General features: G+C 44.2%; 20 protein-coding genes and 1 tRNA gene. 19 read left to right on the top strand and 2 right to left on the bottom strand.

What is annotated here, in order from left to right; all coding sequences use genetic code 11:
- Positions 1–59 precede the first annotated feature (59 nt).
- Entirely contained in the window at positions 60–968 is a 909-nt protein-coding gene (locus PGW42_RS02115; protein ID WP_270202783.1) for a sulfurtransferase, read from the top strand.
- Positions 969–1,082: 114 nt separating this feature from the next.
- Here PGW42_RS02115 and PGW42_RS02110 read toward each other — a convergent pair whose 3' ends face one another.
- On the bottom strand, positions 1,083–3,377 hold the full coding sequence (locus tag PGW42_RS02110) for a rhodanese-like domain-containing protein (protein ID WP_270202782.1): 2,295 nt from the start codon (positions 3,375–3,377) through the stop codon (positions 1,083–1,085).
- Positions 3,378–3,568: 191 nt separating this feature from the next.
- Here PGW42_RS02110 and rfbA point away from each other — a divergent pair, with 191 nt between their 5' ends.
- From rfbA to PGW42_RS02020, 18 genes are all read left to right on the top strand, one after another.
- A complete protein-coding gene (gene rfbA / locus PGW42_RS02105; RefSeq protein ID WP_270202781.1) occupies positions 3,569–4,465 on the top strand; it encodes a glucose-1-phosphate thymidylyltransferase RfbA in 897 nt (298 codons plus the stop codon).
- A gap of 16 nt (positions 4,466–4,481) precedes the next feature.
- Positions 4,482–5,480: a dTDP-glucose 4,6-dehydratase gene (rfbB, locus tag PGW42_RS02100; RefSeq protein WP_270202780.1), complete on the top strand. Its 999-nt coding sequence runs from the start codon at positions 4,482–4,484 to the stop codon at positions 5,478–5,480.
- Positions 5,474–6,397 (top strand): dTDP-4-dehydrorhamnose reductase, encoded by a 924-nt coding sequence (gene rfbD / locus PGW42_RS02095; RefSeq protein WP_118199006.1) that lies wholly within the window; start codon positions 5,474–5,476, stop codon positions 6,395–6,397. The genes rfbB and rfbD overlap by 7 nt, the downstream gene beginning before the upstream one ends.
- Before the next feature lie 7 nt (positions 6,398–6,404).
- Positions 6,405–6,950, top strand: a complete 546-nt coding sequence (gene rfbC / locus PGW42_RS02090) for a dTDP-4-dehydrorhamnose 3,5-epimerase (RefSeq protein ID WP_044998736.1) — start codon at positions 6,405–6,407, stop codon at positions 6,948–6,950.
- Between the two features lies 1 nt (position 6,951).
- A complete protein-coding gene (locus tag PGW42_RS02085) occupies positions 6,952–7,974 on the top strand; it encodes an aminoglycoside phosphotransferase family protein (protein ID WP_117823002.1) in 1,023 nt (340 codons plus the stop codon).
- A gap of 104 nt (positions 7,975–8,078) precedes the next feature.
- Positions 8,079–8,627 (top strand): stage V sporulation protein T, encoded by a 549-nt coding sequence (gene spoVT, locus PGW42_RS02080; RefSeq protein ID WP_022220492.1) that lies wholly within the window; start codon positions 8,079–8,081, stop codon positions 8,625–8,627.
- 52 nt (positions 8,628–8,679) lie between these two features.
- Positions 8,680–9,051 (top strand): TIGR04086 family membrane protein, encoded by a 372-nt coding sequence (locus tag PGW42_RS02075; protein WP_008369690.1) that lies wholly within the window; start codon positions 8,680–8,682, stop codon positions 9,049–9,051.
- Between the two features lie 212 nt (positions 9,052–9,263).
- Entirely contained in the window at positions 9,264–9,407 is a 144-nt protein-coding gene (scfA, locus tag PGW42_RS02070) for a six-cysteine ranthipeptide SCIFF (RefSeq protein ID WP_008369659.1), read from the top strand.
- A gap of 115 nt (positions 9,408–9,522) precedes the next feature.
- Positions 9,523–10,920, top strand: coding sequence for a thioether cross-link-forming SCIFF peptide maturase (gene scfB / locus PGW42_RS02065; RefSeq protein ID WP_117558972.1), 1,398 nt, complete (start codon positions 9,523–9,525; stop codon positions 10,918–10,920).
- A 15-nt stretch (positions 10,921–10,935) separates the two neighbouring features.
- On the top strand, positions 10,936–13,101 hold the full coding sequence (secD, locus tag PGW42_RS02060) for a protein translocase subunit SecD (protein ID WP_117823006.1): 2,166 nt from the start codon (positions 10,936–10,938) through the stop codon (positions 13,099–13,101).
- Positions 13,102–13,180: 79 nt separating this feature from the next.
- Positions 13,181–14,941, top strand: a complete 1,761-nt coding sequence (gene recJ, locus PGW42_RS02055) for a single-stranded-DNA-specific exonuclease RecJ (protein ID WP_270202779.1) — start codon at positions 13,181–13,183, stop codon at positions 14,939–14,941.
- A gap of 71 nt (positions 14,942–15,012) precedes the next feature.
- On the top strand, positions 15,013–15,537 hold the full coding sequence (locus PGW42_RS02050) for an adenine phosphoribosyltransferase (protein WP_022221132.1): 525 nt from the start codon (positions 15,013–15,015) through the stop codon (positions 15,535–15,537).
- Positions 15,538–15,556: 19 nt separating this feature from the next.
- Positions 15,557–17,881, top strand: coding sequence for a RelA/SpoT family protein (locus PGW42_RS02045; RefSeq protein ID WP_181988839.1), 2,325 nt, complete (start codon positions 15,557–15,559; stop codon positions 17,879–17,881).
- Between the two features lie 6 nt (positions 17,882–17,887).
- Positions 17,888–18,511: an MBL fold metallo-hydrolase gene (locus PGW42_RS02040; protein ID WP_008369645.1), complete on the top strand. Its 624-nt coding sequence runs from the start codon at positions 17,888–17,890 to the stop codon at positions 18,509–18,511.
- Between the two features lie 12 nt (positions 18,512–18,523).
- Positions 18,524–20,023: a coproporphyrinogen dehydrogenase HemZ gene (gene hemZ, locus PGW42_RS02035; protein WP_195501906.1), complete on the top strand. Its 1,500-nt coding sequence runs from the start codon at positions 18,524–18,526 to the stop codon at positions 20,021–20,023.
- Positions 20,008–21,279: a histidine--tRNA ligase gene (gene hisS / locus PGW42_RS02030; RefSeq protein WP_195250590.1), complete on the top strand. Its 1,272-nt coding sequence runs from the start codon at positions 20,008–20,010 to the stop codon at positions 21,277–21,279. Before hemZ ends, hisS begins: the two co-directional genes overlap by 16 nt.
- A gap of 30 nt (positions 21,280–21,309) precedes the next feature.
- A complete protein-coding gene (aspS, locus tag PGW42_RS02025; protein WP_270202778.1) occupies positions 21,310–23,109 on the top strand; it encodes an aspartate--tRNA ligase in 1,800 nt (599 codons plus the stop codon).
- 139 nt (positions 23,110–23,248) lie between these two features.
- Positions 23,249–24,418 carry a M20 metallopeptidase family protein gene (locus tag PGW42_RS02020; protein ID WP_195254759.1) on the top strand — a complete coding sequence of 390 codons (1,170 nt, stop codon included), beginning with the start codon at positions 23,249–23,251 and terminating at the stop codon, positions 24,416–24,418.
- A gap of 190 nt (positions 24,419–24,608) precedes the next feature.
- On the opposite strand, the gene PGW42_RS02015 is transcribed toward PGW42_RS02020, so the two are convergent.
- Positions 24,609–24,681, bottom strand: a tRNA-Gly gene (locus PGW42_RS02015).
- Positions 24,682–24,797 lie beyond the last annotated feature (116 nt).

Raw genomic sequence — 24,797 nt, 5'->3', positions numbered from 1 at the left:
GAATAGATTGCAGATATGTTATAGTTAGAAGAAAGAAGATTAGACGAGGAGAAAAGATTATGAAAAGAACAGCATTATTTCTTGCAGGAATTCTTGCGCTTTCGTCATTTTCAGGATGTGGTGCAAAGAATTCGGAATCAGACAGCAGTGAACCATTTGAAGGAAAGTATGTAGTAACCGCCGACTATGTGAAAGAAAATCTGGACGATATCATCGTAGTGGATGCAAGAGGTGAAGATGAGGCGAAAAAAGGTACTGTAAAAGGTGCAGTGGCAACGACATGGCAGTATCTGGCAACCTGCGAAGACGGGGAAGCGGGGGATGCAAACTGGGGATGTATTCTTGATACAAAGCGCCTGAGCGAAAGATTAGGAGAGCTTGGGCTGGCAAAAGATAAGGAAATCGTGCTTTTTTCAAATGCGGAGAAAGGCTGGGGAGAAGATGGCAGGATTGCATGGGAGCTGATCGCGGCAGGCTATGAGGATGTGAAAATCGTAGATGGCGGGATCAAAGCACTGAAAGCAGCAGGAGTTGAGACTGTCAAAGGAGCAGCAGAGCCGAAACCGGTATCGGTAGAAATTGATTCGATTGATGAAACACATGTGATCAATACGGATGAGCTGAAAGAGATTTATGACGACTGTAAAATTGTGGATACCCGTACAGATAAAGAATACAATGGAAAGACAATGTATGGGGAGGCAAATGGGGGACATCTTCCAGGGGCAATCCAGATCCGTTATACGGATTTATTTAACAGTGACAGTACATTAAAGAGTAATGAAGATCTGACCAAGATGTTTGAAGATGCAGGACTTTCAAAAGAGGATCATATTATTACTTACTGTACCGGAGGAATCCGTTCAGCTTATATGCAGCTTGTAATGGAAATGTGTGGCTTTGAAAATTCAGAGAACTATGACGAATCTTTCTACAGATGGTGTGTGGAAGGAGATCTGGAGAAATAAAGAGAAGCAGATCAACGAGATCTGAACATCGTATGAATATGAATGGATTTGAAAAAGCGGGACGTTGGCAATTTAGTCAGCGTCCCGCTTTTGTAACCTTTTTGGGAATAATTATTATTTTACAATTTTTTTCTTACCGAATGCAATGATTGCGCCAAGAGCAGCGAGCATTGCAACTGCGAGAGCAGTGATAGGAGCGGTATCTCCTGTCTTTGTTGTAGCAGCAGTAGTGGTTTTACCGTTATTCTGGTTTTTATTGTTATCTTTGCCATTGTTGTCTTTCTTTGTATCAGGATCAGCGACAGGATCTGTTACAAAATGCTTCTGGATCACTTCACTTTTTGCACCGTTTTCGATGGTGAATACGTTGGTGATTCCGGCTTCTTTGAGAAGCTGAGTTGCTTTTGCAGCACCTCTTGCTCCACTGTTGCAAAGAACGCAAATTGTTTTTCCTTCAAAATCTGCTTTGTGAGCAGTTACATATTCTGTAAATGCTTTTGCGAGATCATCCGGAAGTTTGTTATCTTTGTCAAAAAGTGGAAGGGAAAGGGATCCCTTTAAGTGTCCTTTTGTGTAAGAAGCTGTAGAACGTACATCAAGAATCAGGTAGTTCTTTGTATCTGCCATTTTATTGATTACATGAGTGTCAGAAACATAGATTGCAGCAGCTTTTACATCAGCATCTTTTGCACCACCAGTGATAGTATGCACTTTTGCAAGATCATATCCGGCAGATTTTAATAAAGCAGTAGCTGCTCTTGCACCACTTGCACCACTGTTGCAGAGAAGATAGAGTTCTTTTTTCTCAAGAGTGGCTTTGTTGTCTGTTACATATTTTGTGAAATCTTTGGAAAGCTGGTCATCTGTAGTTTTGGCAACTCCGTTTGCATTGAATACAGGTGTTGACATAGAGCCTTTTAAGTGTCCACTTCCATAGTTACCTGTCGCACGGACGTCAAGGATTACTACGTCGTCTTTTCCGACAGCAGCAACAGCTGTTTTTCCGTCTACGGCATTTCCGTCTGTTCCAGACATTGCGTACAGAAGTTCCAGGCCTTTTGCACCGTTTGTTATGGTGTATACTTTTCCATCTTCCTTAGTGCTTATGTTATAGCCAAGTTCTCCAAGAAGTTTGGTTGCTTTCTGAGCCCCTCTTGCACCACTGTTGCAGATGATGTAGATTGGTTTGTCTTCTGTTATTTTGGAAGGAATTTCTTCCTTGAAGGCTATTTCAAGTGCTTCAGCTTCAGCTGTGTCAAGTTTGTTGTCGGCGTCAAACAGAGACTGGGAAATAGATCCTTTCAGAATTCCTGTTTTAGCCTGTGCTTTTGAAGAACGTACATCGATAACGTATGCAGTTCCGTCTTTTGCAGCGTTAATGGCATCGTTTCCGGATACAAATTTGTAACCATCTACAGTTACGAAAGCACCGTTTACAGTTTTATCTTTCGCACCATCGGTGATGGTATAGATCGTGTTTTTGTCAACACCGTTGTCTGCAAGTAATGCAGTGGCGGCTCTTGCACCTCTTTGACCGCTGTTACAGAGGACGTATACTTTTTTGCCTGAGAAAGTGGAAATGTTGGCTTTTACATAGTCAGCGAAAGAAACGGCATAAGAATCCTTATTAGTTTCTGCAATTGCCTGCTCACCTTTTTCATTAATATAGAACACAGGAAGAGAAATAGAATTCTTCAGATGTCCCTTTGTATAGTTTTCTGTTGTACGTACATCGATGATCACTACATCAGATGAATCAACAGCAGCTACGGCTTCAGCACCGGTTACAGTGTTGTTTGTTCCAAGGAATGCGTAACGAACTTCAAGGCCTGTTGCTCCGCCTGTAATGGTATGAATACGACTGGTATCATATCCAGCACGTTGTAATAAAACAGCAGCAGCACGAGCCCCTCTTGCACCACTGTTGCAAAGAAGGTAAAGCTCTTTGTTCTGGAAATTTGCGTTATTAGTTACAGTTTCTGTGAAAGCTTTTGCAGTAGCATCTTCAGAAGTTTGGATGATACTGCCACCCTCATTAAATACAGGTGTTGAGAAAGAACCCTCTAAGTGAGAAATCTCATAGTTTGCAGAAGAACGAACGTCTAAAACAGCAACGGTATTTTTATCGGCTGAAATAGCATCTGGGCCGCTTACATTTGCACCAAAAGTATATGCTTTATATGCAGTTTCGAAATCTGTGATAGCATCAGATTCATCAGCTGGAACTGTTTCGTCTTCAGAAACTTCTTCCTGAGTAGTTTCTTCTGGATTCCCCTGATCTTCAGAAACAGTAGTCTGTGCATCGCTTTCTGTAACGGTATCAACACTTGAATCAGCTGCAAAAGCTGTCATAGAACCGTTCGCGAGCAATGCGAAAGACAGAAATACTGGTAATAATTTTCTTTTCATTTTTCCTCCTTACTCTCAAAATTAGGTTACGATTACATTGTAACAGTTTTCACAAAAATTTCATAATTGTTTTAATCTATATATAAAAATGAAATAGATAAAATCTATAGGTATAATTGAGAGATTTTATTAAACTAACTGCTGTTTCGTGGTAGAATAAAAAGATAAAAATGAAAAACGGGGATATGAAAATGAAAGGAATTATTTTGGCAGGCGGATCAGGAACCCGGCTCTATCCACTTACGATGGTGACATCCAAGCAGCTTTTACCTGTGTATGACAAGCCGATGATCTACTATCCGTTGTCAGTTCTTATGAGTGCAGGAATTCGGGAGATCCTGATCATCAGTACACCACAGGATACACCGAGATTTGAAGAACTTTTCGGGGACGGGCATCAGTTCGGCATCGAATTAACCTATGCGGTGCAGGAAAGACCGGAAGGTCTTGCGCAGGCATTTATAATAGGAAAAGAATTTATTGGCAATGATGCGGCGGCAATGATCCTGGGGGATAATCTGTTTGCCGGGCATGGGCTTAAGAAACGTCTTTTAGAAGCGGTAAAAGCAGCGGAGAGAGGAGACGGTGCAACCATATTTGGATATTATGTGGATGATCCGGAACGGTTTGGTATCGTGGAATTTGATGAAAAGGGCAAGGCGGTTTCCATTGAGGAAAAACCCGAACATCCGAAAAGTAATTATTGTGTGACAGGCCTGTATTTTTATGATAACCGGGTGAGCGATTATGCAGGACAGTTAAAACCAAGCAGACGCGGGGAGCTGGAGATCACGGATCTTAACCGGATCTATCTGGAACAGGGAAGACTTCGGGTAGAGCTTCTGGGTCAGGGCTTTACCTGGCTGGATGCGGGCACCCATGAGAGTCTGACAGATGCGACCAATTTTGTGAAGACGGTAGAGACTCATCAGCACCGGAAAATTGGATGTCTGGAAGAAATTGCCTATCTGAATGGCTGGATTTCCAGAAACGCACTACTGGAAGTCTGTGAAAAATACAGACAGAATCAGTATGGACAATATTTGCATGACATAGCAGAAGGAAAGTTCAGAGAGAATCTGTTTTAGACAGGGGAGAGAGTTTATGAAAATCATTGTTACCGGCGGCGCCGGATTTATTGGCAGCAACTTTATTTATTATATGATGGAAAAGCATTCGGAGGATCAAATCATCTGTCTGGATGCACTGACTTATGCAGGGCATATGTCAACCCTGGAAGTAGCAATGAAAAATCCAGCGTTCCGCTTTGTGAAAGCATCTGTGACGGATCGGGTGACTGTATACCGGCTGTTTGAGGAAGAACACCCGGATATAGTAGTTAACTTTGCAGCGGAAAGTCATGTGGACCGGTCGATTGAAAATCCGGAAGTCTTTCTGGATACCAATATAAAGGGAACGGCAGTGTTGATGGATGCGTGCCGGAAATATGGAATCTGGCGTTATCATCAGGTTTCTACGGATGAGGTGTATGGGGATCTTCCGCTTGAACGGTCGGATCTGTTTTTTACAGAAGAGACACCGATCCATACGAGTAGTCCGTACAGTGCATCCAAGGCAGCGGCAGATCTTCTGGTACAGTCCTATCACAGAACGTATGGACTTCCGGTTACAATCAGCCGTTGTTCCAACAACTATGGACCATATCATCTGCCGGAAAAGCTGATTCCGCTGATGATCGTCGAAGCGCTTCATGACCGGCCGCTTCCGGTCTATGGTGATGGGAAAAATGTCCGTGACTGGCTTTATGTAAAGGATCACTGCCGGGCGATCGATCTGATCCTGCGTCACGGAAAAGAAGGGGAAATTTACAATGTCGGCGGGCATAACGAGATGAAGAATATTGATATTGTGAAGCTGATCTGCAGGGAGCTTGGAAAGCCGGAAGAGCTGATTACTTATGTGGAGGATCGAAAAGGGCATGACAGAAGATATGCAATCGATCCGTCAAAAATCCACAGAGAGCTTGGCTGGCTTCCGGAAACTTCTTTTGCAGAAGGAATTAAGAAAACAATCAACTGGTATCTGAATCATCAGGAGTGGTGGAGACCGATCGTAGAAAAGGAAATGAAAATAAAATGCTAAAGTTTTTGGTGACGGGTGCTGCCGGGCAGCTTGGAAAGGATGTTGTACGTGAACTGGAAAACCGGGGATATGAAGTGACGGGAAGCGGCAGCAAAAAGAGAAAAACAGCAGGTCGTTATGTGAAGATGGATATCACAGACAGAAACGAAGTCGAGGCAGTAATGAAAAAGCTTAGACCGGATATTGTGATCCACTGTGCGGCGTGGACGGCGGTGGATGCGGCAGAAGAGCCGGAAAACTATGAAAAAGTAAGGGAAGTTAATGGAAAGGGCACAGCAAATCTTGCATCCGCCTGCCAGAAAATTCATGCTAAAATGGTTTATATCAGTACAGACTATGTGTTTGGTGGACAGGGGAGCAGACCGTGGGAATCGGATTGTGAGGAGTTTTCGCCGCTGAACCGATACGGTGAAACGAAATTACAGGGTGAACAGGCAGTGAAAGCAGAACTGAAAGAGTATTTTATTGTGCGGATCGCTTGGGTATTCGGGAAAAACGGGAATAATTTCGTGAAGACCATGCTGGAGCAGGGGAAAAGACGGAAAGAACTTCGAGTGGTATGTGATCAGATTGGAACGCCGACTTACACAGCAGATCTTGCAAAATTTCTTGCAAATCTGTCGATGACAAAGCGATATGGGATCTATCATGTGACTAATGAAGGAGAATATGTCAGCTGGTATGATTTTGCAAAAGAAATCTTCGCACAGGCTGTGAAGCTTGGTGAAAAAGAATATGCAGATGTAAAAGTGATTCCGGTTACGACAGCAGAATACGGAATTTCAAAAGCAGCAAGACCGTTTAACAGCAGACTTGACAGAAAAAGGATCTGTGAAGAAGGATTTCAGCCACTGCCGGTCTGGAAGAATGCGCTGGAGAGATATTTGCAGGAAGTTCTTGCAGAGAGAAAAGGATAAAAGGAAAATGGGACAGATAAAGGTAGAAAAAAATGCAGGTGGAATCGAAGGACTCTGCGTGATCGAACCGTCGGTGCATGGTGATCAGCGTGGATATTTTATGGAAACTTATAATCAGAAGGATATGGAGGAAGCCGGACTTACGATGAAGTTCGTACAGGATAATCAGTCCGGTTCTGGAAAAGCAGTGCTGAGAGGACTTCATTTTCAGAAGAAATATCCGCAGGGAAAGCTAGTCCGGGTGATCCGGGGAACCGTATTTGATGTGGCGGTGGATATCCGGAAAGGAAGTGCCACCTATGGAAAATGGTATGGAATTGAACTGTCGGAAGAGAATAAAAAGCAGTTTTACATTCCGGAAGGATTTGCGCATGGATTTCTGGTGCTGAGCGACCAGGCAGAATTCTGCTACAAATGTACGGATTTTTATCATCCGGATGATGAGGGCGGGATTGCCTGGAACGATCCGACGATCAACGTTGCATGGCCAGAGCTTGATGTGCCATACAGAATGAGTGAAAAAGATAAAAAGTGGGGAAGGCTGGGAGAATAAGATGGAAAGAATTCAGGGATTAAAAGAATATGTACAGACAGAACATTATCTGGAAGGAATCGGGATCGGGAAAGAAGAGCAGAAGGAAATTCAGATTGCCTATCAGCCACTGGCACAGGGCGAATATAATATCAACTACTGGTTCGTACACCCACTGACCGGAAAGAAACTGGTGCTTCGTGTCAATACAGGAAGCCAGATGCATCTGGAAAATCAGATTGAATACGAATATCATGCATTGGAGCTCCTGGCGGATTCAGGACGGACGCCAGTGCCGGTTTTTGTAGATGGAAGTAAGAAGGAACTGCCGTATGGTGTGATGGTTATGGAGTTTCTGGAAGGGAGTGCACTGGATTATCGGAAGAATCTGATGGAAGCGGCAGAATGTCTTGCGGATATCCACAGTGTTCCGGTAAAAGAAACGGATGGACTGATATCGCCATCGAATCCACTGCAGGCGATTCTGGATGAATGTAATCAGATGGTGCAGACATACTACGAGTCTGATCTGGGAGAAGAAAAGAAAAAAGTACAGATCCGGCGTCTTCTGGAGCTGGGACAGGAGAAGATCAATGAGATCCGGGATTATAGTGGATACAGATGCTGTATTAACACAGAGCTGAATTCGGGAAATTTCCTGATGAATGGCGCAGGAAAAGACAATTATCTGGTTGACTGGGAAAAGCCGCTTTATGGTGATCCGGTTCAGGATCTGGGGCATTTCCTTGCACCAACGACAACTTTCTGGAAAACAGATGTGATTCTGACAGAAGAAGAGATGGCTGATTTTACAAGAAAATATATACAGGCGGTAAATGGCAGATTTGATGTGAGTGGAATCGAAGAACGTCTGAACATTTTTATTCCGATCACGTGTCTCAGGGGAATTACATGGTGTGCAATGGCGTGGGTAGAATATCAGGAGCCGGGAAGACTGATCCGCAACGAAGAAACATTTAAAAAGATGGAAGACTATTTAAACAGGGATTTTCTGGATATGATCGAAGAAAGATATTATAAATAAAGATTTCAGGGATACGGAGTAATAAAATTCTGCGTATTTCCACATACTACCCATATCGAATAAAATATGGAAAACAAGTGGAACACAGGAGGAATAGAATCAATATGAAAGCTACAGGAATTGTCCGCCGGATCGATGATCTTGGCAGAATTGTCGTTCCGAAGGAAATCAGGCGCACGCTACGTATCCGTGAGGGTGATGCACTTGAAATTTTCACCGACCGGGAAGGAGAAATCATTCTCAAAAAATACTCACCGCTTGGGGAAATGGGAAATTTTGCAGACCAATATGCGGAAAGTCTGGCGCAGACGCTTGGATATCTGGTGTGTATCACAGATACAGATCAGGTGATTGCAGCAGCAGGACCGGGGAAGAAAGAATTTCAGGAACAGCTGATCACAAGACAGCTTGCGGAAGTGATCGCAAGAAGGGAGCAGTTTCTGGCATCCTCTATGGATCGGAAGTTCACGGTCATCGTGTCGGGACAGAATGCAGAACTGAAATGGCAGGTGGTAAGTCCGATCATCTGCGCCGGAGATGCGATTGGTTCTGTCGTGATCCTGGCAAAGGATGGCAGGAAAAAACCCGGTGAGTTGGAACAGAAGATGATACTCTGCGCAGCAGGATTTCTGGGACGACAGATGGAACAGTAAAGGAATATTTCATAAGAATCTCTCATAGTATAAAAGGACAGGAGGGGTTCTTATGGAAAAAAAGCTGTTTGGAAATATCTGTTTTACAAGACTTGTGAAAGCACTGATGCTTTCTTACTTTCTTACGATGCTGATGCTGCTCGGGCTGTCCTTTGGGCTGTATAAGTTTGACTTAAGCGAGAAAACAGTCCGGATCGGGATCCTTGCGGTTTACATAATTTCCACATTTGCCGGTGGATTTGCCATGGGAAAAATGGGGAAGACAAGGAAATTCCTGAGGGGATTTATGCTTGGAATGCTCTATTTTCTGCTACTGCTTGCAATTTCAGCAGGGATCTACCGGAGCGTGCAGGGTGGAATGCAGATGATGATCGCCTGGATCCTCTGTGGGGCAGGCGGAATGCTCGGTGGTATGGTGTCCTGAAGGGGCGGAGATGGGGACTTTTATTTTTAAATCCGGGGGAAGCAGAAGCTTCGGAAGGAGCAGTAATGACTCCGGGCACTTGCATGAATGTAAGGATTGTAAAGAAAAACTGGATTTTGCCCATTTGTTTCAGATTGGATTTTTGCGTTGACGGTATCAAGGAACATGTGCTATACTATATCGTATAATGAGCAAAGAAGGAGGATATTACAATGAAACACATTAAAACATTGAATACACAGACTCTGAACAATACAGTAAAGAAGGGCGGATGCGGAGAATGCCAGACATCCTGTCAGTCAGCATGCAAGACTTCTTGTACAGTAGGAAATCAGACTTGCGAACACAGCAAATAAGAGATATTTGTAAGTGTAGTGAATAAGTATGACAAGCAGGCAGCGGCTTTAAAGCCGCTGTCATTTGACGTATGAGGAAAAATTTGAAAAATAAGGATAGAAAGGGGTACCGGTTGTGATTCATCAGTACCAGAACAATGGATATAATATTGTACTTGATGTCAACAGCGGATGCGTTCATGTAGTGGACGAGCCGGGGTACGAAGTTATTGCATGTCTGAACCGTATGAACGAGAATCAGACAGTGCAGACGCTGAAAGAAGAAAGTACATGGAACCAGCTGAAAGATGAGCTGGAAGGGAAATATTCCGAAGAAGAACTCAGAGATATATTGGATGACGTGACAGAGCTGACTGAGAATGGACAGCTTTTTGTTGTTGATACATATGAACCTTTTATCGGGGAGGTTATCAAGCGTAAGACAGTTGTGAAAGCACTTTGTTTGCATATCGCACACGACTGCAATCTTGCCTGCAAATACTGTTTTGCAGAAGAAGGAGAGTATCACGGAAGAAGAGCGCTTATGACTTATGAAGTTGGTAAGAAAGCCCTGGATTTCCTGATCGCCAATTCCGGAACAAGAAGGAATCTGGAAGTTGATTTCTTTGGCGGGGAGCCGCTGATGAACTGGCAGGTTGTCAAAGACCTGGTCGCATACGGAAGAGAACAGGAGAAGCTTCATGACAAGCATTTCCGTTTTACTGTAACTACGAATGGTGTACTTCTGAATGATGACATCCAGGAGTTTATCAATAAAGAAATGGACAATGTAGTCATCAGTCTTGACGGACGTAAGGAAGTTAATGACAGAATGCGTCCTTTCAGAAACGGAAAAGGAAGCTATGATTTGATCGTTCCGAAGTTCCAGAAGCTTGCAGATTCACGTAATCAGGAACGCTACTATATCCGCGGAACATTTACCAGAAACAATCTGGATTTTTCAGAGGATGTGAAGCACTTTGCAGAGCTTGGCTTCAAGCAGATGTCGATCGAACCGGTTGTCGGGGATGAATCTGATCCGTATGCAATCCGCGAAGAAGATCTTCCACAGATCTTTGATGAGTATGACAAGCTTGCAAGATATATCATCGAGAAAGATAAAAAGGGAGAAGGATTCAATTTCTTCCACTTTATGATCGACCTGGAAGGAGGACCGTGTCTGTACAAACGTCTGTCCGGATGTGGTTCGGGAACCGAATACCTTGCTGTTACGCCATGGGGAGATTTCTATCCGTGTCACCAGTTTGTAGGTGATGAAGATTTCCTGATGGGAAATGTAAACGAAGGGATTACAAGACCGGAGATCGCAGATGAGTTCCGTTGCTGCAACGTATATACAAAAGAAAAATGTAAGAAATGTTTTGCAAGATTCTACTGCAGTGGTGGATGTATGGCAAACGCATACAAGTATGCAGACGGATTAAATGATTCTTATGATCTGGGATGTGAGATGGAACGTAAGCGCGTGGAATGCGCGATTATGATAAAGGCTGCAATGGCAGACGAAAACTAAGAAAGGGACTTGGACATGAAGAAGAGTAAAGGAATAGTAAGCCTTGTTCTGATTGCTGCACTTTTAGGACTTCTTGGATTTACCTGCTGGCAGGGATTTGGTTCCTCCCACACAGGTTCCGCAAGAAATATCAATCTTGGTCTTGACCTTGCCGGTGGTGTCAGCATTACCTATCAGACAAAAGACAAGAATCCTTCAGCAGAAGATATGAAGGATACGATCTACAAGCTGCAGAAGCGTGTAGAGCAGTACAGTACAGAAGCAAGTGTATATCAGGAAGGGGATGACCGGATCAACATCGAGATCCCGGGTGTATCCGATGCTAATAAAGTTCTGGAAGAACTTGGCAAACCAGGATCACTGGTATTTCAGGATGCAGATGGCAATACCGTTCTTGAAGGAACAGATGTTAAAAATGCAGAGGCTCAGACACAGGAGAACTCTACGACTAAGAACAAAGAATATGTCGTAGCTCTGCAGCTTACCAAAGAAGGAACAACCAAATTTGCAGAAGCAACAGCAGCAAATGTAGGAAAACAGATTTCCATTATTTATGATGGACAGACAATCAGTTCACCAAGAGTTAATCAGGCGATCGAAGGCGGAGAAGCCGTTATCACAGGGATGTCAAGCTATGAAGAAGCAGACAATCTTGCAGCTACCATCCGAATCGGTGGACTTTCTCTGGAACTGGAAGAACTTCGCTCTAATGTAGTAGCTGCACAGCTCGGAGAAGAAGCAATCAGCACAAGCTTAATGGCTGGTGCCATCGGACTTGCCATCATCTTCGTATTTATGTGCTTCGTATATCTGATTCCGGGACTTGCAGCAGGTCTTGCACTTCTGATCTACACAGGACTGATCCTGGTGCTTTTAAATGCATTTAATATCACGCTTACCCTTCCGGGAATTGCAGGTATCATTCTTGGAATCGGTATGGCAGTCGATGCCAACGTTATCATTTTCGCCCGTGTGCGTGAAGAAGTGACAACAGGTATCAGTGTTAAGACTTCCCTGAAGAATGGTTTCCACAAAGCACTGTCTGCGATCGTTGACGGTAACGTAACAACTCTGATCGCTGCAGCTATTCTCTGGTTCAAGGGTTCAGGTTCTGTAAAAGGATTTGCACAGACACTGGCACTTGGTATTGTTGTGTCAATGTTTACGGCACTTGTTATTACCAGAATCATCATTTTCTCTCTGTATGCGATTGGTCTTCGTGATGTGAAATTTTATGCGAAAAAATTCAAAAAAGAAAGAAAAATTATCGACTTCCTCGGAAAGAAAGCCATTTTCTTTGCAATATCAATTGCTGTGATCGCAGCAGGTTTTGTGACAATGGGAGTCCAGTCGGGAAAAGGTGAAGGTGCGCTGAACTACAGCCTGGAATTCAAGGGCGGTACGGCTACAACCGTAACATTTGATAAAGATTACTCGATCAAAGAGATTGATTCAAAGATCGTTCCGGTTGTAGAAGATGTGACCGGAGATCACAATGTACAGGCACAGAAAGTAAAAGACAGCAATCAGATCATCATCAAGACACAGACGCTGAATCTTGACGAAAGAGAAGCACTTAACAATGCGCTTGCTGATAAATTTGGTGTAGACACATCGACAATTACAGCAGAAAATATCAGTTCTACGGTAAGCTCCGAGATGAGACAGGATGCGATCATTGCAGTTATCATTTCAGCGATCTGTATGCTGATCTATATCTGGTTCCGGTTCAAAGATGTACGTTTCGCATCAAGTGCGGTTCTTGCTCTTTTACACGATTTGTTATTTGTGCTTACATTCTATGCACTTGCAAGAACATCTGTCGGTAATACATTTATCGCATGTATGCTGACAATCCTTGGATATTCTATCAATGCGACGATCGTTATTTTCGACCGTATCCGTGAAGAGCTTCGGGTCATGAAGAGAAACGATGATCTGAAAGCGCTTGTAAACAGAAGTATCACTTATACACTGACAAGAAGTATTTACACAACATTTACTACATTTGTCATGGTAGCGGTTCTTTATATCATGGGTGTAAGCTCTATTAAAGAATTTGCAGCACCTCTTATGGTTGGTATTGCAGGTGGCGGATATTCATCTGTATGTATCACCGGTGCATTATGGTATGTAATGAAAACAAAAATCGGCGGCAAAAAAGCAGCGAAAAAGAAATAACTGACAGAAAATGAGGTGTCGGAGGAGAATCCTCCGGCATCTTTGTATTATCTGACTACCAAAGAAAGGAAAAGAGAAAATGGAGAACTGGGTACTTCTGAGAAAAGGAGCGGATTTTCAGCATATCAGTGAGAAATTCCATATCAGTCCGCGAGTGGCTTCCCTGATAAGAAACCGGGATGTGATCGGGGATGATGCGATCGAGAAATATTTAAACGGTACGATCGCCGATCTGTACGATGGAATGCTGATGAAGGATATGGACAAGGCAGTAGCGGTTCTTGGAGAAAAGATAAAAGAAAATGCAAAAATCAGGATCATCGGAGACTATGATATTGATGGAATCCAGTCGACCTATATTCTTCTGGAGGGATTCCGGATGCTCGGAGCTGATGTGGACAGTGACATTCCGGATCGTATGAGGGACGGGTATGGTCTGAACCGGAACCTGATCGACCGGGCGCTGGAGGCCGACGTGGATACGATCATTACCTGTGATAACGGGATTGCGGCGGCAGAGGAGATCGCCTATGCAAAAAGTATGGGAATGACGATTGTGGTGACGGATCATCATGAGGTCCCGTATACGGAAATTGGTGCGGGACGAAGATATATTCTGCCGGAGGCAGATGCGGTTGTGGATCCGAAGCAGGAGGACTGTACTTATCCGTTCAAAGGGCTGTGCGGGGCTGCGGTTGCTTACAAGCTGGTGGAGGCTCTGATGGAAGCCATGGGAAAAGATGCGGAAGATGCAGATTATCTGATGGAAAATGTGGCAATCGCAACGATCGGTGATGTTATGGATCTGGTGGACGAAAACCGTATTTTTGTTAAACAGGGACTGGATATGCTGAAACGGACGGAGAATCTGGGACTGAAGGCGCTGATGGAATGTACTGGTGTGAATGTAGATAAGCTGTCTCCGTATCACATTGGATTTGTGATCGGCCCGTGTATGAATGCCAGTGGAAGACTGGATACAGCAAAGCGTGCCCTGGAGCTTCTGGAGGCAAAGAAAGTGGCGGAGGCGGATCTGCTGGCAGGTGATCTGAAAGCACTCAATGACAGCCGGAAGGATATGACGGCGCAGGCGGTAGAAGAGGCGTTTATCCAGGTGGAGAACAGTGAACTTAAGGATGCAGACGTGCTGGTGGTCTACCTGCCGGAATGTCATGAAAGCCTTGCCGGGATTGTGGCAGGAAGGATCCGGGAAAAATATTACCGTCCGGTCTTTGTGCTGACGAAGGGCGCGGAAGGTTTAAAGGGCTCAGGAAGATCGATCGAGACCTGGCACATGTATGAAGGACTGAACCGGGTAAAGCATCTGTTGTCAAAATTTGGCGGGCATAAGATGGCGGCAGGTCTCTCCATGCCGGAGGAGAATCTGGAACAGTTCCGTAAGGAGATTAACGAAAAATCCGGGATCACACCAGAGGATCTGAATGAAAAGATTGCCATAGATATGCAGCTCCCGTTTGAATGTGTCAATGAAAAATTTATCGGAGAGCTTGCGGTTCTGGAACCATTTGGCAAAGGAAATGCACGTCCGGTCTTTGCAGAAAGACAGGTACAGGTGGAAAGTGCGAGAATCCTTGGCAAGAATAAAAATGTGCTGAAGTTGCAGGTGAAGGATCTTCACGGTACAAGGATGGATGCCATGTATTTTGGAGATGTGAATACCTTTGTGGAATATGTGCGTGAAAAATTTGGAGATATTGCCTGTGAGTGTCTACTGCACGGACATGGGCATGGAATTGTTATGGCATTTACCTATTATCCTGATATCAATGAGTATCAGGGAGTCCGTACGCCACAGATTGTGATCCAAAATTATAAATAATTTGAAAAACAGCAATTTTATGCTATACTAATAAATATTGCATATATTTGTAGGTAAGGTGGAGAAGAAAGATGAAAAAACTTGAAGAATATGTTGTCAGCATTCCGGATTATCCGGAAAAAGGAATTATTTTCAGAGATGTAACCAGCATTCTTGAAGATCCGGAAGGGCTTCAGCTTTCCATTCGGGAACTGCAGGATAAGCTTGAAGGCATGGATTTCAACATCGTGATCGGACCGGAGTCCAGAGGATTTATTTTTGGAATGCCGATTGCATATAATCTGCAAAAAGCATTTGTGCCGATCCGTAAAAAAGGAAAGCTTCCTTGCGAGACAGCATCGATCAAGTATGATCTGGAATATGGAAGTGCAGAGATCGAGATCCACAAGCGTTCGATCAAACCGGGAGACAAGGTTGTGATCGTAGATGACCTGATGGCAACAGGCGGTACGGCAGAAGCAATGATCAAACTGATCGAAGGACTTGGCGGTGAGGTTGTAGAAGTTCTCTGCCTGATCGAACTGATGGGATTAAAAGGACGGGAAAAACTGAAAGGATACAAAGTAGATTCCGTAATCCAGTATCCGGGAAACTAATGAGAAAGAAGGGAAGGCTATGGCAGACGATATCGGAATCCAGCAGGAGATGCTGATCGAACCAACACATAAAAAACTGGAGATCGTAGATGGTCATGCGGTAAAGGATGTGGAAGATTATCAGAATCCGGAACTGCTCTATAAAAGTCTGATCGAGCGAGTCAGAAAGTACCATCCTTCGGCGGACGTCTCTATGATCGAAAAAGCATATCATATTGCAAGAGATGCGCATAAAGGGCAGACACGGAAATCCGGAGAAGAGTATATTATCCATCCTCTGTGGGTAGGAATCATTCTGGCACAACTGGAGATGGACAAAGAGACGATCGTTGCCGGCATCCTTCATGATGTGGTAGAAGACACGGTGATGACGGACGAAGAAATCCGTCAGGAATTCGGAGATGAGGTGGCTCTTCTGGTAGACGGTGTCACAAAGCTGGGACAGCTTTCCTATTCAGCGGATAAGTTGGAGGTCCAGGCTGAGAATCTTCGTAAGATGTTCCTTGCGATGGCAAAAGATATCCGTGTTATCATCATCAAGCTTGCCGACCGTCTGCACAATATGCGTACCCTGCAGTATATGCGACCGGAGAAGCAGTTGGAAAAAGCAAAAGAAACCATGGATATCTATGCTCCGATCGCACAACGGCTTGGTATTTCCAAGATCAAGACAGAGCTTGATGATCTGGCACTCAAATATTCCCAGCCGGAGGTTTTTAACGATCTGGTAAAGCAGATCAATGCAAGAAAAACGGAAAGGGAAGAATTTGTCCAGCAGATTGTGGATGAGGTTTCCACGCATATGAAGAATGCGAACATTGATGCAGAAGTGAACGGACGTGTGAAGCATTTCTTCAGCATTTATAAGAAGATGGTGAACCAGGATAAGACGGTGGATCAGATCTATGATCTGTTTGCAGTCCGTATTATCGTAGATTCTGTAAAAGACTGTTATGCGGCGCTTGGAGTTATCCATGAGATGTATACACCGGTACCGGGACGTTTTAAAGATTATATCGCAATGCCGAAGGCAAATATGTACCAGTCTCTGCATACGACTCTGATGAGTTCGATCGGTCAGCCGTTTGAGATCCAGATCCGTACAAAAGAGATGCATAAAACTGCTGAATACGGTATTGCGGCACACTGGAAATATAAAGAGTCTGAAGATGGAAAGAAGAGCGTTGAAGCGAAGGAAGAAGAGAAACTGAGCTGGCTTCGTCAGATCCTGGAATGGCAGCGAGACATGTCAGACAACCGGGAATTTCTGAATCTTCTGAAAGGAGACCTGGATCTATTTGCAGAGGATGTATACTGCTTTACACCGAACGGAGATGTCAAGAACCTGCCGAACGGTTCTACGCCGGTTGACTTTGCCTATGCGATCCATACTGCGGTCGGCAACAAGATGGTAGGTGCCAGAGTCAATGGCAAGCTGGTCAATATCGATTACAAGATCCAGAACGGGGACCGAATCGAGATCCTGACTTCGCAGAACTCCAAAGGACCGAGCCGTGACTGGCTGAGTATCGTCAAGAGTACCCAGGCGAAGAACAAGATCAACCAGTGGTTTAAGAAAGAATTCAAAGAAGAAAATATTGTACGTGGTAAGGAAATGCTCGCCGCATACTGTAAGGCAAAAGGATTTGTACTCTCGGATCTGATGAAACCGAAATATATGCAGATCGTGCAGGAAAAGTACGGCTTTAAGGACTGGGATTCGATCCTTGCAGCACTTGGACATGGCGGATTGAAGGAAGGTCAGATCGTCAACCGTCTTGCGGAAGAATACAGTAAGGATCACCGAAAAGAACTGACTGACGAAAGTGTTCTGGAAAAGGTTGCGGAAGCGGCAAAGAACAAGGTGCATATCACCCGATCCAAGAGTGGTATCGTGGTCAAGGGAATCGACGATATGGCAGTGCGCTTTTCCAGATGCTGCAATCCGGTGCCGGGAGATGAGATCGTTGGTTTTATCACCCGTGGGCGTGGAATGTCGATCCATCGGACGGACTGTGTCAATATCATTCATCTGTCAGAAACGGAAAGAGCGCGTCTGATCCCGGCAGAATGGGAAAAACCGGAGGAAGGTACAGACACCGGAAGCTATCTGGCTGAGATCAAGATGTATGCAAATGATAGGCAGGGACTTTTGATGGATATGTCCAAGGTGTTCACGGAGATGAATATTGATGTGAAGTCTATGAATGTAAGAACCAGCAAACAGGGAACGGCAACAATCGAAGCCGGATTTATTGTCCGGGGAAGAGAGGAGCTTGGAAAAGTGATCGGAAAGCTCCGGCAGATTGTCGGTGTGCTGGATATAGAACGAGCAGTGGGGTAAAAAGAAATGAAAATCGAAAAATTTGTAACAGGAATTATCAGTACCAATTGTTACATTGTTACTAATGAAGAAACAAAAGAGACCGTGATCGTTGATCCGGCAAACCTGTCAAAAGCGATGATCGGTTATATCGAAGAGGAAGAGCTTGTAATTAAGGCAATTCTTCTGACTCATGCGCATTTTGATCATATCATGGGAATCGATAAAGTGATCGACCGGTATGGAGAAATGCCGGTTTACGTAGAAGAATCTGATCTGGAGCTTCTTCACACACCGTCTATGAATGAGTCAACGGTATATACAAATGGCTACAGCTACCCGGGTGGAGACGTGATCCATGATGGAGATGTGCTTCATCTGATCGGAGAAGATTTCCGGGTGATCCATACACCGGGACATACCCAGGGCGGCGTATGCTACTATGTAGAAAAAGAGGGAGTACTTTTCAGTGGAGATACATTGTTCTGTTGTTCAGTCGGAAGAAGTGATTTTGCAACCAGCAGCACTTCTGCACTGATTCGTTCGATTAAGGAAAAGCTGTTCCTGCTTCCGGATGAAACAAAGGTATTCCCGGGACATATGGGCGCAACAACGATTGGCAACGAAAAAGTGAACAACCCGTATGTATAGAGGAGCAGAGAAATGATTCGGATCAGCTGTAAGAATGAACGTTTCACCTACGACATGTATCATATCGTAAAGTCATTTCTTCCTGATGCCGAGATCAGCCAGAAGGTAGATCCAGAACAGGAACTTCTGATCGAGATGACCGCAGAAGAGGAACCAGATCTGGAAGAGCAGGCATGTGATAAAAAGGTCCGGTGGACCTTTTTTCATTGCAGGGAGGCTGAAATCGCAGACATCAGCGAAAAAAGAGAACAAAAGCGTTATATCAATAAAAAATTATATCAGACCCTGGTCAAAAAGACCGGAGAAGAACATGCATGGGGGAATATGACAGGTGTCCGCCCCACAAAGATGATCATGGAAAGACTGGAAGAAGGTTCTTCTGAGGAAGAAATCATCCGGTATATGCATGATACCTATGTGGTAAGCGAGAAAAAAGCAATGCTTGGTATCGAGATTGCAAAGCGGGAAAAAGCCCAGCTTGACAAGCTGGATTATGAAAATGGATACAGTCTTTATATCGGAATTCCGTTCTGCCCGACAACCTGCAGTTACTGCTCCTTTACTTCTTATCCGGTTGCAAAATGGCAGAATCGGATGGATGAATATGTAGATGCACTTTTAAAAGAGCTTGCATTTATTGCGGAGGTTTCAAAAGAAAAGCATCTTAATGCGATTTATATGGGAGGCGGTACGCCGACAACCTTGAGTGCACAGCAGATGGACCGGGTTTTGAGTTTTCTGGAAGAACATTTTTCTTTTGAACATCTGAAAGAATATACGATCGAAGCCGGAAGACCGGACAGCATTACTGAGGACAAGCTGCGAGTGATCCGGAAGTATGGAGTTGGCAGAATCTCCATCAATCCGCAGACCATGCAGCAGAAGACACTGGATGTGATTGGAAGACGTCACACAGTGGAAGATGTAGTCCGCATTTTCCATCTGGCAAGAGAACTGGGATTTGACAATATCAATATGGATCTGATCGCAGGTCTTCCGGGAGAACATCCGGAGGAGATGGAAGATACTCTTCGTCAGATCAAAGAGCTTGCACCGGATAGTTTGACGGTCCATGCACTTGCAATGAAACATGGTTCGAGACTGACACGCGAACGGGCTGCAAGCACAGAAAAACAAAATTACAAACAGATGGCAAGAGAGCTGGAAGAGATGATCGATATGGCACGTAAGGCGGCCGGTGAGATGGGACTTTATCCGTATTATCTCTACAGACAGAAGAATATTGCAGGAAATTTTGAAAATGTAGGTTACGCAAAGGTTGACAAAGCGGGAATTTACAATATACTGATTATGGAGGAAAAGCAGTCCATCGTTGCTGCCGGTGCAGGCGCATCGACTAAGGTGGTGCTTCCGTATGAGATTCCGGCGCCCGGAAGTAAAAACGGGCGGATGACGAATCTGATAAGAATAGAAAATGTCAGAGATGTGGGAGAATATATTTCCCGTATCGATGAGATGATAGAGCGAAAAGGAGAATGGTTATGGCATTAAAGAAAAAACCGGTTACCGGCATGAAAGACATGCTCCCGAAAGAAATGGAAATCAGAGACTATGTGATCCAGATGATCAAGGATACCTATAAGACATTTGGATTTACTTCCATAGAGACACCGTGTGTGGAACACATTGAGAACCTGTGCAGCAAACAGGGTGGCGACAATGAAAAACTGATCTTCAAGATTCTGAAGAGAGGGGAAAAGCTGAAAATTGCTGAGGCAAAAGAAGAGATAGATCTGGTAGACGGAGGACTTCGTTATGACCTGACAGTTCCGCTTGCAAGATACTATGCAAATCATGCAAATGAACTGCCGTCACCGTTTAAGGCACTTCAGATTGGCAATGTATGGAGAGCAGACCGTCCGCAGAGAGGACGTTTCCGTCAGTTCATGCAGTGCGATATCGATATTTTAGGTGAGCCGGGTAATCTTGCAGAGATCGAACTGATCCTTGCAACTACGACCATGCTTGGAAAGATGGATTTCCACAATTTTACGGTATGTATCAATGACCGTAATATCTTAAAGGCGATGGCTGCATTTAGTGGATTTAAGGAAGAAGATTTCGATGAAGTATTTATCATCCTTGATAAGATGGATAAGATCGGCAAAGAAGGCGTAGGCGAAGAACTGGTTGAGATGGGTTATACAAAAGAAAATGTAGATACTTATCTTGGACTCTTTGATGAGATCAGCCCGGATGTTGACGGAATCCGTTTCTGCAAGGAAAAGCTGGCAGGATTCCTTGACGAAAAGACAGCCGACAGCATGGAAACGATCATCTCCAGCGTAGAAAGTGCAAAAGAGGCAGAATTCAAAGTGAAATTTGATCCGACGCTGGTACGTGGACAGTCTTACTATACAGGAACCATTTTTGAAGTAACAATGGATGAATTCGGTGGCTCAGTTGCGGGTGGCGGACGTTACGATAAGATGATCGGTAAATTCACAGGGCAGGACACACCGGCATGTGGATTCTCAATCGGATTTGAGCGTATTGTCATGCTGCTTCTGGAAAATGGATATGAGATTCCTTCCAAGCGCCAGAAAAAAGCATATCTTCTTGAAAAGAATATGCACAAGGAAGGCATCCTCAAAGTACTTGAGATGGCAAAAGCTGACCGCGCAGCCGGGAAACAGGTTCTGGTGGTCAATATGAAGAAGAACAAGAAATTCCAGAAGGATCAGTTGATCGCAGAAGGATATGAAGATATCACAGACTGCTACAAAGATTCCGTTATGGATTTATAAGGAAAGAGAAACGCAGGAGGATAAATTAGAATGGCAGAGTCAATGACAGGACTGAAAAGAACACATCGGTGTGCAGAGCTTTCAGAGGCAAACATCGGTGAAAAAGTAACCATCATGGGATGGGTACAGAAGAACAGAAATAAAGGTGGACTGGTTTTTGTAGATGTACGTGACCGTTCCGGACTGATCCAGGTTGTTTTTGAAGAGGGAAGTACAGATAAAGCGCTTCTTGAGAAGGCAGCAAAGCTTAGAAGTGAGTTTGTTGTAGCAATCGTGGGAACTGTTGAAAAACGTTCCGGTGCAGTTAATGAAAATCTTGCAACAGGTGCGATTGAGATCAAACCGGAAGAACTCAGAATTTTATCTGAATCTGAGACACCTCCGTTCCCAATCGAAGAGAATTCCAAGACAAAAGAGGAAGTACGTCTGAAATACCGTTTCCTCGATCTTAGAAGACCGGACATCCAGAGAAACCTGATGATGAGAAGCCGTGTGGCTACCCTCGCACGTCAGTTCATGGCAAAAGAAGGATTCCTTGAGATCGAGACACCGTTCCTGATCAAGAGTACACCGGAAGGTGCAAGAGATTACCTGGTACCGAGCCGTATTCATCCGGGAAGCTTCTATGCACTTCCGCAGTCACCGCAGATCTTCAAACAGCTGCTGATGTGCTCCGGATATGACCGATATTTCCAGATCGTAAAATGTTTCCGTGATGAAGACCTTCGTGCAGACCGTCAGCCGGAATTTACACAGATGGATATGGAACTTTCCTTTGTAGATGTTGATGATGTCATTGATATCAATGAGAGACTGCTTGCACATCTGTTCAAAGAAGTACTGGATATCGATGTACAGCTCCCAATCCAGAGAATGACCTGGCAGGAAGCAATGGACAGATTCGGTTCTGATAAACCGGATATCCGTTTCGGCATGGAGCTGGTCAATGTGACAGAGACTGTCAAAGACAGCGAATTTGTTGTATTTAAGAATGCGATTGAAGCAGGTGGAACTGTCCGTGGCATCAACGCAAAAGGGCAGGGCGGCATGGCCAGAAAGAAGATCGACAAGCTGGTTGATTTTGCAAAAGGTTATGGAGCAAAAGGACTTGCCTATATTGCAATCCATGAAGACGGAACTGTCAAATCTTCTTTCTCAAAATTCATGACAGAAGAAGAGGCAGCAGCACTGATTAAAGCGATGGATGGAGAGAACGGGGATCTTCTTCTCTTTGCGGCAGATAAGAATAAAGTTGTATGGGATGTTCTTGGCGCACTCAGACTGGAACTGGCCCGTCAGATGGAACTTCTTGACAAGAATGAATACAAATTCCTGTGGATCACAGAATTCCCACTTCTTGAGTGGAGTGATGAACAGAACCGTTTCACAGCAATGCATCATCCGTTTACCATGCCGATGGAAGAAGACCTTCAGTACATTGACAGCGACCCGGGAAGAGTTCGTGCAAAAGCATACGACATCGTTCTGAATGGTAACGAGATCGGAGGCGGAAGTGTCCGTATCTTCAACCAGGAGATCCAGAGCAAGATGTTTGAAGTACTTGGATTTACACCAGAACAGGCACAGGAACAGTTCGGATTCCTTCTGAATGCATTCAAATATGGTGTGCCGCCACACGCAGGACTTGCTTACGGTCTTGACCGTCTGGTTATGCTGATGGCAAAACAGGACAGCATCCGTGACGTGATCGCGTTCCCGAAGGTAAAAGATGCATCTGACCTGATGACAGAAGCACCGGAGAGAGTCGATCCGAAGCAGCTGGAAGAGCTTGGACTGGAGCTGGAAGAGCATACAGCGGACGCTGAATAAATTTTATAATTCAATTTTTAAAAATGAACATTTTTTCACATAAAACAGAATTGGCTGTCAAAGTGAAGAAATGTTCATTTCTTTTTTTATAGCGAAATTCTATAATAATGATAGTTGAAATAAAAGGAGGATGGGATATATGGCACATAAAATTTTAGAAGAAGCGCAGGAAATAAATGATCTACTTATAAAATGGAGAAGAGATCTTCATCAAATTCCTGAGACGGATCTGGAGCTTCCAAAGACTGTGGAATATATCAGTAAACGTCTGGATGAGATGAATGTAGAATACAAGGTATTTCCTGAGGTTTCAGTGATTATCGCTCAGATTGGAAAAGGGGATAAATGTTTTCTTCTGAGAAGTGATATGGATGCGCTTCCGGTAGAAGAGGAAACGGGACTTGAATTTGCATCAAAGAATGGCTGTATGCATGGATGCGGACATGATCTGCACGCTACGATCCTTCTTGGAGCGGCAAAAATTTTAAAGGCGCATGAAGAAGAACTGCCGGGCGTGGTCAAATTATTGTTCCAGCCAGGTGAGGAGACCTTCCGCGGAGCGAAAGCAGCAGTGGAAGCAGGAGTCCTGGAGAATCCGCATGTAGATGCTGCCTTTGCAGCGCATGTATTTGCGGCAATTCCATGTGGAACGATTGGATATGGTGTGGAAGCCATGGCATCTGTATATGGCTTTAAAATCACCCTTACAGGACGTGGCGGACATGGTTCTGCACCGGAGGGCTGTATTGACCCGATCAACGCTGGTGTAGAAGTTTATCATGCTCTTCAGGCACTGATCGCCAGGGAATGTCCACCATCAGCAGAGGCAGCACTTACGATTGGACAGTTTACAGCTGGTAATGCAGCAAATGTAATTCCGGAGCGCTGCGTGCTTCAGGGAACACTAAGGACATTTAATGAAGAAGTAAGGACGATGCTGATCCGGAGGATCAATGAAATTGTTCCGGCTGTTGCAGCAGCTTATCGTACTACATGTGAAATCGAAGAACTCAGCAATGTTCCGAGTGTAACTTGCAATGAAGAACTGAATGCAGAGTATATTAAAAGTATTGAGTCTCTTGAAAATCCGGGAACAACGATTAACGGTGGATTTCATGTCATGGGATCCGAAGACTTTGCCGTGATTTCGGCAAAAATACCGGCAAGTTATTTTGTAGTCGGAGCCGGAGTGGAAGATCAGAGTAAATGGAAAGGACAGCATAATCCAAAGATTCTGTTTAATGAAAAAGCATTACCGCTTGGCGCAGCCATGTATGCGAAGATTGCAATGGACTGGCTGGCAAAATAGAAGAGTAGATCTATAAGGTTAGAATAAATAAAAAGAAGGGATCAGGCTTTTACAAAAAAGTGAAAGCGGATCCCTTTTCGTGTATCTGGGACAACTCTGACAAATGGGGTCTTTTGATTTAATTAAGAGTTTAATCAGAAATTTACATGAATGAAAAAAGAGACTTATGAAAATCATAAGTCTCACAAAGAGCGACAGACGGGACTCGAACCCGCGACCTCCACCTTGGCAAGGTGGCGTACTACCAACTGTACTACTATCGCATCTATTAAATTGTGTTCATCAGAACAATATCTACTATACCGTACAAAGAAGGAATTGTCAACGAAAAAATGAAGAAATTCTGTTCTACTTTTTGCGGAGATTCAATAAGTTTTCT

Source organism: Coprococcus sp. TM115-187 (assembly GCF_027679115.1).
Taxonomy (GTDB): Bacteria; Bacillota; Clostridia; order Lachnospirales; family Lachnospiraceae; genus Allocoprococcus; species Allocoprococcus comes.
Note: the sequence above shows the minus strand (reverse complement) of the source record. Positions and strands in the feature narration are given on the sequence as shown.

Coding starts and splice junctions, on each gene's coding strand:
- PGW42_RS02115 (WP_270202783.1), top strand. CDS start 60: ATGAAAAGAACAGCATTATTTCTTGCAGGAATTCTTGCGCTTTCGTCA.
- PGW42_RS02110 (WP_270202782.1), bottom strand. CDS start 3,377: ATGAAAAGAAAATTATTACCAGTATTTCTGTCTTTCGCATTGCTCGCG.
- rfbA (WP_270202781.1), top strand. CDS start 3,569: ATGAAAGGAATTATTTTGGCAGGCGGATCAGGAACCCGGCTCTATCCA.
- rfbB (WP_270202780.1), top strand. CDS start 4,482: ATGAAAATCATTGTTACCGGCGGCGCCGGATTTATTGGCAGCAACTTT.
- rfbD (WP_118199006.1), top strand. CDS start 5,474: ATGCTAAAGTTTTTGGTGACGGGTGCTGCCGGGCAGCTTGGAAAGGAT.
- rfbC (WP_044998736.1), top strand. CDS start 6,405: ATGGGACAGATAAAGGTAGAAAAAAATGCAGGTGGAATCGAAGGACTC.
- PGW42_RS02085 (WP_117823002.1), top strand. CDS start 6,952: ATGGAAAGAATTCAGGGATTAAAAGAATATGTACAGACAGAACATTAT.
- spoVT (WP_022220492.1), top strand. CDS start 8,079: ATGAAAGCTACAGGAATTGTCCGCCGGATCGATGATCTTGGCAGAATT.
- PGW42_RS02075 (WP_008369690.1), top strand. CDS start 8,680: ATGGAAAAAAAGCTGTTTGGAAATATCTGTTTTACAAGACTTGTGAAA.
- scfA (WP_008369659.1), top strand. CDS start 9,264: ATGAAACACATTAAAACATTGAATACACAGACTCTGAACAATACAGTA.
- secD (WP_117823006.1), top strand. CDS start 10,936: ATGAAGAAGAGTAAAGGAATAGTAAGCCTTGTTCTGATTGCTGCACTT.
- recJ (WP_270202779.1), top strand. CDS start 13,181: ATGGAGAACTGGGTACTTCTGAGAAAAGGAGCGGATTTTCAGCATATC.
- PGW42_RS02050 (WP_022221132.1), top strand. CDS start 15,013: ATGAAAAAACTTGAAGAATATGTTGTCAGCATTCCGGATTATCCGGAA.
- PGW42_RS02045 (WP_181988839.1), top strand. CDS start 15,557: ATGGCAGACGATATCGGAATCCAGCAGGAGATGCTGATCGAACCAACA.
- PGW42_RS02040 (WP_008369645.1), top strand. CDS start 17,888: ATGAAAATCGAAAAATTTGTAACAGGAATTATCAGTACCAATTGTTAC.
- hemZ (WP_195501906.1), top strand. CDS start 18,524: ATGATTCGGATCAGCTGTAAGAATGAACGTTTCACCTACGACATGTAT.
- hisS (WP_195250590.1), top strand. CDS start 20,008: ATGGTTATGGCATTAAAGAAAAAACCGGTTACCGGCATGAAAGACATG.
- aspS (WP_270202778.1), top strand. CDS start 21,310: ATGGCAGAGTCAATGACAGGACTGAAAAGAACACATCGGTGTGCAGAG.
- PGW42_RS02020 (WP_195254759.1), top strand. CDS start 23,249: ATGGCACATAAAATTTTAGAAGAAGCGCAGGAAATAAATGATCTACTT.